The sequence below is a fragment of the Peribacillus saganii genome (genome assembly GCF_003429095.1).
GTDB classification, from domain to species: Bacteria; Bacillota; Bacilli; order Bacillales; family DSM-1321; genus Peribacillus; species Peribacillus saganii.
This window is the reverse complement of the sequence record NZ_QVTE01000066.1, coordinates 28,978-41,546: the sequence shown is the minus strand read 5'-3', so window position 1 is coordinate 41,546 and position 12,569 is coordinate 28,978. Positions and strand designations below refer to the sequence as shown.

10 protein-coding genes are annotated in these 12,569 nt (G+C 44.4%); 1 reads left to right on the top strand and 9 read right to left on the bottom strand.

The genetic code is table 11. The features are described from left to right. Position 1: 1 nt before the first annotated feature. From fmt to D0469_RS19870, 9 genes are all read right to left on the bottom strand, one after another. Complete coding sequence (gene fmt / locus D0469_RS19910) at positions 2-946, bottom strand: methionyl-tRNA formyltransferase (RefSeq protein WP_117328467.1); 945 nt, start codon at positions 944-946, stop codon at positions 2-4. Further along, the gene (gene def, locus D0469_RS19905; RefSeq protein WP_233523125.1) at positions 943-1,428 is read right to left on the bottom strand and encodes a peptide deformylase; all 486 of its coding nucleotides are present in this window, start codon (positions 1,426-1,428) and stop codon (positions 943-945) included. Before def ends, fmt begins: the two co-directional genes overlap by 4 nt. A 14-nt stretch (positions 1,429-1,442) precedes the next feature. Next, positions 1,443-3,857 carry a primosomal protein N' gene (priA, locus tag D0469_RS21790; protein ID WP_117328465.1) on the bottom strand — a complete coding sequence of 805 codons (2,415 nt, stop codon included), beginning with the start codon at positions 3,855-3,857 and terminating at the stop codon, positions 1,443-1,445. Then, positions 3,854-5,071: a bifunctional phosphopantothenoylcysteine decarboxylase/phosphopantothenate--cysteine ligase CoaBC gene (coaBC, locus tag D0469_RS19895; protein ID WP_117328464.1), complete on the bottom strand. Its 1,218-nt coding sequence runs from the start codon at positions 5,069-5,071 to the stop codon at positions 3,854-3,856. The genes priA and coaBC overlap by 4 nt, the downstream gene beginning before the upstream one ends. A 232-nt stretch (positions 5,072-5,303) precedes the next feature. Next, the gene (gene rpoZ / locus D0469_RS19890) at positions 5,304-5,519 is read right to left on the bottom strand and encodes a DNA-directed RNA polymerase subunit omega (protein WP_117328463.1); all 216 of its coding nucleotides are present in this window, start codon (positions 5,517-5,519) and stop codon (positions 5,304-5,306) included. 3 nt (positions 5,520-5,522) lie between these two features. After that, a complete protein-coding gene (gene gmk / locus D0469_RS19885; RefSeq protein WP_117328462.1) occupies positions 5,523-6,137 on the bottom strand; it encodes a guanylate kinase in 615 nt (204 codons plus the stop codon). Positions 6,138-6,146: 9 nt separating this feature from the next. Beyond that, a complete protein-coding gene (remA, locus tag D0469_RS19880) occupies positions 6,147-6,410 on the bottom strand; it encodes an extracellular matrix/biofilm regulator RemA (RefSeq protein ID WP_101593696.1) in 264 nt (87 codons plus the stop codon). 54 nt (positions 6,411-6,464) lie between these two features. Beyond that, complete coding sequence (locus D0469_RS19875) at positions 6,465-7,340, bottom strand: YicC/YloC family endoribonuclease (protein ID WP_117328461.1); 876 nt, start codon at positions 7,338-7,340, stop codon at positions 6,465-6,467. Between the two features lie 127 nt (positions 7,341-7,467). Then, positions 7,468-10,146 (bottom strand): cation-translocating P-type ATPase, encoded by a 2,679-nt coding sequence (locus D0469_RS19870; RefSeq protein WP_117328460.1) that lies wholly within the window; start codon positions 10,144-10,146, stop codon positions 7,468-7,470. A 565-nt stretch (positions 10,147-10,711) separates the two neighbouring features. On the opposite strand from D0469_RS19870, the gene D0469_RS19865 reads away from it, so the two are divergent. After that, entirely contained in the window at positions 10,712-12,460 is a 1,749-nt protein-coding gene (locus D0469_RS19865; RefSeq protein ID WP_117328459.1) for an Rqc2 family fibronectin-binding protein, read from the top strand. The last annotated feature ends 109 nt before the right edge of the window (positions 12,461-12,569 follow it).

The following is a 12,569-nucleotide window of genomic DNA, read 5'->3' as shown; positions in this document are numbered from 1 at the left end:
TCTATTCACCTAACTTCCAGCCAGTTTCAACCATCGCACCAGCACCGCGCAAATAATCCTTCGCACTTATTCGCTTCTTCCCAGCAGGCTGAAGCTCGGTAATGATCACCGCGGTTGAATTTCCGGTTCTAACTTTTATGCCATCATCAAGGAGGCCAATGACTTCACCGGGTACCCCATTGTTGCTTGCTTCGGCTTTCCTTGCACTCCATACTTTCATGACATCCCCGTTTAAGGACGTATAAGCTACAGGCCAAGGATTCAGGCCGCGGATCTGATTGTATATGTCTTCACCTGATTTATTCCAGTCTATTTTTTCCTGTTCCCTTCTAATGTTCGGCGCAAAAGTTGCCTTCATATGGTTTTGTGGAATAGGAGTGAGCTCTCCCTTTATTAGCTTTGGAAGAGTTTGAGCAAGCAGGTCTGAGCCAAGTACACTCAGTTTTTCGAACAGCGTGCCAGTTGTATCGTCTTCTTTTATTGCAATTTCAGCCTGTGTAAGGATATCACCCGCATCCAGCTTTTCAGCCATATACATGATTGTGATTCCCGTCTTTTCTTTTCCCTCCAAAATAGCATAATGGATAGGCGCACCTCCCCGCAGCTCAGGAAGCAGTGAGGCGTGTACGTTAATACAGCCATATTTAGGAGCCTCAAGCAGGTCATTAGGAAGAATTTGGCCAAAGGCAGCCGTTACGACAAGGTCCGGATTTAAGGCAAGGATTGGTGCGAGTTCCTCTTGGATACGGATTTTTTCAGGCTGAAAAACCGGGATCCCATGTTTCTCTGCTTCAACTTTAACCGGAGGCGGGGTTAGTACCCTTTTTCTGCCAACAGGGCGATCCGGTTGTGTAACTACCCCGATTACCTCATAGCCTTCCGCGATGATTCTTTTAAGCACCGGTACAGAAAAATCCGGGGTTCCCATAAAGACGATTTTTGTCATTCTTCTTCATACCTTTCCAACTCTTCTTCGGTTAAATAAGCTGTGATTTTAGAGGTAAACAGAACACCATTCAGGTGGTCAATTTCATGCTGGATGGCCCTCGCCAGGAAATCTTCGGCAGCCAGCTCAAAGAACCGTCCTTTTCGGTCCTGCGCCCGGATTTTTACAAAATATGGCCTTGAAACCTCGCCGTATGTGCCCGGAAAACTTAAGCAGCCCTCCGGACCAGTTTGCTCGCCGTCTGTCACTAGTATTTCCGGGTTTATCATTTCAATGATTCCACTCTCATCACCGATATCGACAATGGCTACCTGCTGGCTAACACCGACCTGGGGAGCAGCAAGACCGACTCCATCAGCTGCAATCATGGTCTCATACATATTGTCTAACAGTTTTGCCAATTTTTTATTAAAACTTGCCACTTTTGTACATCTTTGCTCCAGAACGTCGTCTGGATACATCACAATGGGTAAAATAGCCAAATTATAATTACTCCTTACATCATCATCTGCGGATTTAAATCGATTGCAATTTGCAGCTGTCCTTTTGCTGTCTCCTGCTGAAAATTGTTGATAATATTTTTCAGCAGTGCGTTCAAGCCCGGTTCCCGCTTGTATTTTATCAAACATTGGTATCTATATCTATTCTTTACGCGGCTTAGCGGAGAGGCGACCGGCCCAAGGATGATAGCCTGACGGCTCAAGTTAGAGCGCAAGTACTTCGTAATTTTCTCTGTGACTGATACTGTTTTTATTAAATCTTCATGGAACACGGTTACAAGGGCTAAATAAAAATACGGCGGATAGTGGTTTAGCCTTCTTATTTCCATTTCTTTTTCAAAAAAAGTATCAAAGTCCTGGCGTGCCGCAAGTTCAATACTATAGTGTTCTGGCGTATAAGTCTGGATGACCACCTCGCCCTTAAGCTGGTGTCGGCCTGCCCTTCCGCTGACCTGAGTAAGCAGCTGAAAGGTTTTTTCTGACGCCCGAAAATCGGGAAGATGAAGCATCGTATCTGCAGATAAAACACCTACAAGTGTGATGTTGGGAAAATCAAGACCCTTGGCAATCATCTGGGTCCCAAGCAAGATATCGGCCTTACCTTCCTGAAAAGCGTTCAGGAGCAGCTCATGTGATCCTTTTTTGCTTGTAGTATCTACATCCATCCGGATTACTCTCGCATTGGGCAGAATTTTCCCAAGCTCTTCTTCAACCTTCTGGGTCCCAGTTCCAAAAAACCGGATATGGTCACTGCCGCATTCAGGGCATACAGGCGGCATGCCTTCTTCATGGCCGCAATAATGGCATTTTAGGGAGTGGTTGCTGCGATGATATGTGAGAGAAATATCGCAATCAGGGCAATTGATGACCACTCCGCAGCTCCTGCACATAACAAAGGATGAGTGCCCTCGTTTATTTAGAAACAGGACGGTTTGTTCACCCTTAGTCAGCCTGTCCTCCAGTTTGGCAAAAAGTTTCTCAGAAAACATCGAACGGTTGCCTGTCCGAAGCTCTTCTCTCATATCGACAATCTCGACTGAAGGAAGTGTACTATTATTCATCCGTTTTGTCAGTGAAAGCAGCTTATAAACACCTTTTTGTGCCCTTGCAAACGACTCAAGCGAAGGAGTGGCGCTCCCAAGAATCACTGGACAGCTGTGCGACAGCCCTCTTTGGATCGCAATATCACGTGCATGGTAGCGTGGCGGTTCCTCCTGTTTATAGCTTCCTTCATGCTCCTCATCAATAACGATGAGGCCTATGTTTTGGAATGGCGCAAATACAGCGGACCGGGCCCCTACTACTACCTTGACCTCCTGGCGGTGAATTTTTCGCCACTCGTCATATTTTTCTCCCACTGATAAACCGCTGTGAAGTACGGCCACCTGATTTCCAAAACGCTCTTTAAACCGTTTTACCGTTTGGGGGGTAAGAGAAATTTCAGGTACAAGCATAATGGCTTCCTTGCCGTTTTGTATAACTTTATCAATTGCCTGAAGGTAAATCTCTGTTTTTCCGCTGCCTGTTATCCCGTATAAAAGAAAGATATCATTCCTTTCTGCATCAACGGCCGCATTGATTGGCCCCAGTGCCGCTGCTTGCTCATCGGTCAATCGGAATGCGCTCGTTTCTTCAAAGCTGCGGTTTTCATAAGGATCACGGTAGATTTCTTCGTCATATTCAGCGAGAATGCCTTTTTCTACAAGAGCCTTTACTGCTGCGGCCGAGCTATGAACGATTTCCAGCAGATTTTTTAGGGAGACGGATTCTGGGGCATGTAAAAAATGTTCTACTATTTGCCGCTGTTTTTTAGCGGATGCCGAGAGGGAATCAAGTGCTTCTGATAGCTCCTCCGTGCTCAATAATGGTTTAACATGGCGAACTGTCTTTTTGTTCAACCGGTTTTTTACATAGTAGACGACTTCCAGATTTCCATTCTGTAATTCTTTATGGAACAGTGAAGGCTTTCCGGCCTCAAGCATTTCTTTCCAGGTCAATGTTTTTCTATGTTTAAAAAGGGAGCGCACATCTTCATGCATCCTATCAAACGAAGTCAGATCAGTAAGCTCAACATTTTTTTCATACTTGGCCTTCATAGCCGCTGGAAGCATGGCCTGAAGTGCAGAGACTTTAAAGCTTAGCGTTTGTTCGGTCATCCAGTCGCCCAGCTGCAAAAGTTCATCATTTAAGACTGGCTCTAAATCCATTGGCTCTTTAATTTCTCTCAATTTTTTAAGATCAGAGCTCTCTTTTATTCCTGTTACGAAGCCCTGGACCATTCTTGGTCCAAACGGTACAACTACCCTTATCCCGGGTCGGATTATACTTTTCCACTTATCTGGAATTAAATAATCAAATTCCCTATCCGTCTGCTTGGCAGGTACATCAACAATAACTGAAGCAATGCTCATGGACGATTATTCCCGTTTAGCATTGCTGTTACCTCATCAAGGATTACTTTAGCAACTTGCTGTTTGCTCATTTGCGGAAGCTCCATCTTGCTTCCATCCTTTTTATAAATTGTTACGATATTGGTATCCGTTCCAAATCCCGCGCCTGAAACCGTAACATTATTGGCAACTATCATATCGGCATTTTTTCGCTGCAGCTTTCCGATAGCATACTCATCAAGTTTTTCTGTTTCAGCGGCAAATCCAACCAGCACCTGATGCTGCTGTTTTTCATTTCCAAGTGCCATTAAGATATCCTTTGTCCGTTCCAATTCAAGAACTTGGCTGCCAGGCTGTTTTTTAACTTTTTGCTTATGATAGACTGCTGGTGTGTAATCGGCCACGGCAGCTGTTTTAACTACGGCATCAGCAGTCGGGAAAGCTTTCAAGGCTTCCTCGTACATTTCAGCCGCCGATTCTACCTTGATAATAGAGACACCTGGAGGAGCAGGAATTTGTACCGGACCTGAGATAAGCTTAACATCTGCACCCAGTGCTGCAGCCTGCCTTGCAAGCGCATAACCCATTTTGCCTGTGCTGTGGTTAGAAATAAACCGGACTGGATCAATTTTTTCCCTTGTCGGCCCCGCTGTAACGACTATATTTCTTCCTGCTAAAGGTTTGGCGGCTGTCCCAGAAAAGTAGTCTGATAATCTTGCTACAATTGTTTCTGGCTCCTCCAGACGGCCTTTGCCAACATAGCCGCATGCAAGAAATCCTTCTGATGGCTCGAGGAATTCATAGCCAAATCCAATTAACTGATCCATGTTTCTTTGCACAGCCGGATGGCTATACATGTGTACGTTCATTGCTGGAGCGATCCAGACAGGAGCGGTCGCTGCAAGCAGTGTAGTCGTGAGCATGTCGTCAGCAATACCGTTTGCCAGCTTTCCGATCACATTGGCAGTGGCCGGTGCTATCAGTATTAGGTCAGCCCAGTCTGCAAGGTCTATGTGGGAAATAACCTCAGGATTTTTTTCATCAAAGGTTTCTGTATACACATCGTTTCTGGAAAGCGCCTGAAACGTTAAAGGTGTTACAAATTTTTGTGCCGAATCACTCATAAGCACTTTTACAGCAGCTCCAGCTTGCGTCAGCTTGCTAGTTAGTGCCGCAGCTTTGAAAACGGCAATTCCGCCGGTAACACAAAGCAATATATTTTTATCGTTAAGCATGTATATTCCCCCAGCCTATCTTACTTATTTCATTATGAAGGATTGTCCGCTTTTTTTCACCTAATTACAATCTTCCTGCCTCAAATGACATACTCTGGCAGTTTATTTTCATCAACAATCAAAAATCCTTGCCATATGGAAAAATGACAAGGATTTTCGCTGATCCAGGATAAGAAATTACGGAACTGCAACTTAATTAAAAAGACGGTCAATATTTTCTTTTCCCGGTAAATTAGGATTCCTTTTTTTCGTCGTAGGAATTAGTGTACTTCAGGATTCCTGAATGGATTTCTTCCAGGGCCTGGCCGACAAATTTATGTGATACTGGCTTTTCAAGCTTTGTTGGCTTGTTCTCCTGCATTGTTCTTGCTCGCTTAGCTGCAACAGATACGAGTGAATATTTTGAGTCAATCTTTTCAAGCAATGAATCTATAGATGGATATAACATTTATCAATCAACCTCCAGCATTTTTTTGTAGCGTATTGCTACTCTTTCACGTCGGCAATGCTCAGCGACAATAATGGCGTTTATACGGCGGCATGCACTATCTACTTGATCATTTTCTACTACATAATCATATAAATCCATTAATTCGATTTCATCTTTCGCAGCCTGCATCCTTCTCCCAATTAAATCCTCTGATTCAGTACCGCGTGTGACGATACGGTTTTTCAGTTCCGAAAGACTTGGGGGTGCAAGGAAAATAAAAAGCCCTTCAGGGAACTTTTCACGAACCTGGCTCGCGCCCTGTACTTCAATTTCCAGGAAGACATCCTTTCCTGCATCAAGCGTTTCACGGACATAATCAACAGGAGTTCCGTAGTAATTTCCAACAAATTCAGCATATTCCAACAGCTTTCCCTGTTCAATTAAAGTCTCAAACTCTTCTCGGGATTTAAAAAAATAATCTACACCATCAACTTCCCCTTCGCGAGGTTTGCGGGTGGTCATTGAAATCGAATATTCAAAAGCTGTTTCCGGCTGGCTAAATATCTGTTTGCGCACAGTTCCTTTCCCTACACCGGAGGGACCTGACAACACAATTAATAATCCTTTTTCCACCATTTTGTTCACCTATCCCTCATCCACACTTTCATCGCGATCATGAAGGCGGGCAGCCACTGTTTCTGGCTGGACTGCCGACAAAATTACATGGTCGCTGTCTGTAATAATAACGGCCCTCGTCCTTCGTCCGTATGTTGCATCAATCAATGAGCCCCTATCCCGGGAGTCCTGAATGATCCGTTTGATCGGAGCCGATTCCGGACTCACAATCGACACAATCCGGTTAGCGGAAACGATATTCCCAAAACCGATGTTAATCAGCTTGATAGACATCTTTGTCCCCCAATCAAATTCTATTGTAGCCTTAGCTCTAAAATCATAATCAGATTACTCGATATTTTGCACCTGTTCCTTCATCTTTTCAAGCAGGCTTTTCATCTCAACAACCTGTTTTGTAATTTTAGCGTCGTTCGCTTTCGAACCAATAGTGTTGACCTCCCGGTTCATCTCCTGAACAAGGAAATCAAGTTTCCTTCCTATTGGCTCCGTCAATTCGAGCGTTTCAAGAAACTGAAATATATGGCTCTCGAGCCGAATAAGCTCTTCACTGATATCTGCTTTATCGGCAAATATGGCAGCCTCTGTAAGCAGCCGGCTCTCATCTACCGCCCCTGTCAGGAAATCATGAAGCTTTTGGGCAAGCCGGTCGCTGTATTTCCTGGATACCTCAGGTGCATATTCAGCCAGTCCTGCCGCCGAAGCCTTTATTTTATTCAAATGGCTTCTCAAATCATTGACAAGAAGGATTCCCTCCTGCTTTCTCATCTTCAGCAGGGCGTCAAGAGCTTCGGTAACCGCTGAAAGCAAAACGGATTCCGCTTGCTCATTTTGGGTTTCCTTTTCCTCGACTGTAAAAATATCGTTTATATGTAAAAGATCCTTGATCCCAGTTTCAAAATTCAGCCCGTACCTTTCCTTAGCCTGGCCAATAATCTCAAAATATTGGTCTGCCAGCTTCCAGTCGAGCTTAAGGTTCCGGTCGACAAGTCCTTCGCCCTCAACTGAAACGAAAATATCTGCCCGTCCTCTTCGTATGTATTGACCAGCAATTTTTTTTATTTTTTCCTCAAGCATCAAAAACTGACGCGGCATTCGGATATTATACTCAAGAAATCTGTGGTTAACTGATTTCATTTCCACAGTTATAATCAGGGAACCGCTTTCTGCTTTTCCCCGGCCGTATCCGGTCATACTTACTGCCATGACACACCACATCCCATCGATCTTTTTGGCACTTTATATTGGGAACAGCTGCTGCCGCCCGCTTTTTTCGAGAAAAAACAAAAAGGTAATAGAGCACACTCTACTACCTTTTGAATTATATCATAAACTATTTTGATTTACTTATTAAAAATGATCCCGCAAGTAAAAAAGTTGGTACCGAAGCCAGCCCCGCAATCAGGAACCAATCATGCGCAAGGATTGGCACTGTATGGAAAATCAGCTGGAGCGGCGGGTAATAAATGACGATAAGGACGAGCAGCAGGGAAGATAGCACTGCCCAGACAAGATACTTATTCCCAAAAGGATTTCTGGCAAAGATTGATTTTTCGCTTCTGCAGTCAAAAACATGGATAAGCTGGGCAAGAACCAATGTGGCAAAAGCAACAGTTTGCGCATACACAAGGTCTTCAGGATTATTCTTGTAAACAATCATGAATGCTGCAAGCGTCGATAGTCCGATCAAAAAGCCGCGGGAAATAATTTTCCAGCCAAGCCCTCTTGAAAACACTCCCTCGTTCGGACTTCTTGGATGCCGTTTCATAACATCTCCTTCGGGCCGGTCAAGCCCGAGCGCCAAAGCCGGCAGCCCGTCCGTAACTAAGTTGACCCAAAGGATTTGAATCGGTACCAATGGCAAAGGGAGAGCGAGCAGCATGGCAAAAAACATAACCAGTATTTCACCAACATTGGAAGCCAGCAAATAGCGGATGAATTTACGGATGTTTTCGTAAATATTCCGCCCTTCTTTAATGGCTGATTTAATCGTTGCAAAGTTGTCGTCCAGCAAAATCAAAGAAGATGATTCTTTTGCTACATCTGTTCCTGTGATTCCCATTGATATCCCGATATCTGCAGATTTAATGGCTGGTGCATCATTTACTCCGTCCCCTGTCATGGCCACTACATGCCCTTTATTCTGCAGGGCTTTTACGATTTTCAGTTTATGCTCAGGAGATACACGTGCAAAAACGGCGACATCTTCCACCACATTCTCAAGTTCCTGTACAGACATTTCCGAGAGTGCCCTTCCATCAAGCACCTTATCTTTGCCCTTTAAAATGCCAAGCTGCTTTGCGATGGCCTTGGCAGTAGCCACATGGTCACCTGTAATCATTACCGTTTTAATGCCGGCTTCATGGCACTCTTTTACAGCTTCTTTTACCTCCGGACGGGGCGGATCAATCATTCCATGTAAACCGATGAAAGTTAAGTCCTTTTCGGCCTCTTCTTCACGGAGAAGGACGGTTCCGGCTCCAATTTGTTTATAGCCGACAGCAATCGTCCTAAGTGCCTGGGCAGCGAGGGAATCAACGGCGTTTTGGATCGAATGCCTGAGATCCTTATTCAAAAGCTGCAGCTTGTTATCCCATAGCACCGATTCACAATGGCTAACCAGTACATCCGGCGCACCCTTTGTAACTACAAATTGCTTTCCGGTATCATCCTTCACAACCACACTCATCATTTTCCTGGTGGAATCAAATGGGAATTCCTTAATGACGGTAAAGCTTTTTTTCAGCTTATCCCTGGTCAGCCCTGCTTTTAATGCAGCAACAAGCATTGCTCCTTCAGTCGGATCACCATCCAAGATGTTTTTTCCGTCCCGGTCAACCAGCTCAGAATTGTTGCATAAAAGGCCGAATGTCAGCAGCTGTTGCAGTGATTTTTCCTGCTGTGGTTTTACCGCTTTCTCCCCGTCATAAAATTCCCCTTCAGGCTCGTATCCGGTACCGCTGACCGTCCAACTAGTTCCACCGCTCCAAAGATTGGTAACTGTCATTTTATTTTGCGTCATAGTGCCTGTTTTGTCTGAACAAATAACCGAAGCACACCCTAATGTCTCTACCGCAGGAAGCTTTCGGACAATTGAATTTTGTTTGATCATCCGCTGCACTCCTAAAGAAAGTGCCACGGTTACAATTGCCGGAAGCCCTTCCGGAATGGCAGCAACGGCGAGTGATACACCCGCAAGGAACATCGTATACAAATCCTGGCCCTGAAGCACCCCGATAGCTACTACTATAATAGTAAGAAGCAGTGCAGCGGTAATCAGGATCTTTCCAAGCTGTTCAAGCCTTCGCTGAAGCGGGGTTGCCATTGTTTCAGCAGATTGGAGCAAATCAGCAATTTTCCCCATTGATGTATCCATACCAATGGAAACTACCGCACCAACGCCGCTCCCCCGTGTGACCATAGTGCCCATAAACGCCATGTTTTCTTCATCACCAATTGACTCGGCAGAATGATAAAGAGGCTCCGCAATTTTAGTTACCGGAACGGATTCACCGGTTAAAGCAGATTCTTCTATTTCAAGGGAAACTGCTTCAATGATCCGCAAATCAGCACCAATGCGGTCACCGCTAGAAAACTTAATGATGTCCCCTACAACAACTTCACGTGATGGCTTTTTTACCCAGTTTCCTTCACGGAGAATCTGAACTTGGGGTGCTGCCATTTGTTTTAGTGCATCAAGGGATTTTTCCGCTTTTCGTTCTTGAAAAAAGCCGAGAAACCCGTTGATCAAAATGATCGCAATAATGGCAATCGAATCGATATATTCTCCCAGCAAACCGGAAACCAAGGTCGCGGCAAGCAGGACAAGGACCATGAAATCCTTGAATTGAGCCAGAAATAACATAAGCGCAGATTGCTTTTCTCCTTCACGCAGCTCATTGAAGCCATGCTGTTTCTGACGAAGTTTTATCTCCTCCTCCTTTAAGCCATGCTGGGCGCTTGTCCCCAGGGACGCTTCTATTTCCTGTTTATTCATCTCACGGAACTTCATGTGCGCATCACACTTCCCCTTCTTAATTAAACTAACCCGGTGTTGCTCATAGTTCATGCTTATTCAGACTCGTCCAGAAAAATGCTATAATTTAAAGCGGAAGCATTTAAAAGGAAGAACGGCTAAAGGCGCCACGTCCTGTGGCAACGCCATTCTGACCCGCATCGTGTGGGCCTCCGGCAAGCATAAGCCAAGCTTGACAGAGGGCGCTTTTTGCCTTCCGAAGTGCTTAGCTTATGACCTCAAGGCCGACGTCCTGTGCGTCGGGGCTGGGTGCTGGAGCTGGATAGCTTGGGTTAAAATGATTTTTTAATTAAGAAGTAACCAGCGAAAGCAGCCCGATCAGTTTCAGAGCGTTTTTCTATACAAATCGTCTATACTGATGATCCTGAGTAATTGCACCTAGGCTAGCAGATTGGGTAAACGGATGGATTATATGAAAGAAGGCTTTAGCCTGGGACTGGCGGGTATATATTGCTATATGGATCCAGCTTCGAATAAAACTGGGAGAATTGGGATAAAAAGCCTTTTCTGCCTACATAAATGAGCAAAGGAAGTTATTACTATGTCGTTTGACGGTCTTTTTACAAAAGCAATGGCTGAAGAGCTTTCAGCCAATTTAAAGGGCGGGCGGATAAATAAAATCCATCAGCCATATAAAAATGAAATAATTATTCTGATCCGGGCAGCAGGGAAAAACCATAAATTGCTTCTTTCCGCCCATCCAAGTTATGCAAGGGTCCAGCTGACACAGGAAAGCTATGAAAATCCACAGACACCTCCTATGTTTTGCATGCTGATGCGAAAGCATTTAGAAGGATACGTAATTGAAGATATTTATCAATCTGCTCTTGACCGCATCATTGTTTTAGAGGCAAAGGGAAGAAATGAATTGGGTGACATTTCTTCCCGTCAGCTGATAATCGAAATTATGGGCAGGCACAGTAATATTGTCCTGATCGATAAGGAAACGAAAATGATTCTTGATAGCATCAAGCATGTTTCACTGGCAGTTAACAGCTACCGGACTGTTCTGCCTGGACAGACCTATATCGCCCCTCCTGCCCAGGAAAAGATGAATCCATTTGAAAGCGGAAAAGATGACCTACTGGGAAGGATCGACTTTAACACTGGCAAACTGGATAAGCAGCTTGTTTCCAATTTTGCCGGTGTATCGCCGCTGCTTGCCAAAGAGGCAGTTCATCGGGCAGGTTTAGCCAACCGAAATACTCTGCCGGATGCATTTTTTGACCTTATCAGTGACATTGCCAGCAGGAAATATCAGCCTTCCATTATGGAACAAAACGGCAAAGAGTCTTTTTATATGCTTGAGCTGCAGCATCTTTCTGGTAACAAGCGTTTGTTTTCCAGCCTGTCGGTAATGCTGGACAGGTTTTACTTTGGAAAGGCGGAACGGGACCGTGTTAGGCAGCAGGGTAATGACCTTGAGCGGTTCATCTCGAATGAGATAGAGAAAAACACCAATAAAATCAGGAAACTGAAGCGGACTTTGCAGGAAAGTGAGAAAGCGGATCAGTACCAGCTGTTCGGGGAATTATTGACTGCCAATCTGTACCAGATGCAGCGGGGCATGAAGGAAATTGGGGTGTTAAATTATTACGATGAGGAAGGCGGAACTGTTATCATTCCGCTTGATCCGCAAAAAACACCGTCAGAAAATGCGCAAAAGTATTTTACACGATACCAAAAAGCAAAAAATGCGGTTGGAATTGTCCTTGAGCAAATTGAAAAAGCCGAGACGGAAACTGCTTATTTTGAAATGCTTCTTCAGCAGCTGTTATCAGCGTCGCCTAGGGATATTGATGAAATAAGGGAAGAACTTCAAGAGGAAGGCTATATCAGACAACGGCAGAAAAAAGGTATGAAAAAGCCTGCCAACGCCAAACCACTGCTTGAAACTTATTTATCTTCTGAAGGAGACACCATTTTTGTAGGAAAGAACAATAAACAGAATGATTACTTGACTAATAAATTTGCAAGGAGAGACGAGATCTGGCTCCATACGAAAGATATCCCAGGGTCGCATGTCGTTATTCGCAATGAAAACCCATCTAAAAAGACAATCATGGAAGCTGCCAATATTGCAGCATTTTACAGTAAAGCGAAGGAATCCAGTTCTGTTCCGGTTGATTTCACCAAGGTTCGCCATGTTAAAAAGCCTAACGGATCAAAGCCTGGGTTCGTAATATATGATAATCAGCAAACGGTATATGTCACTCCTGATCCGGATCTTGTTCTTGCTCTAAAAGAACGAATAGTGCCCAAGCAGCAAAGCGATAAAAAAATAAAATAGATTCAACAAATCAATGCAAACAAGGAGTTCCATCAATGGACTCCTTGTTTAAGTTTTTCTGTAAATTTTATATGCGTTACCTGCTAGCTTTTCCTATGATTTTGCATTG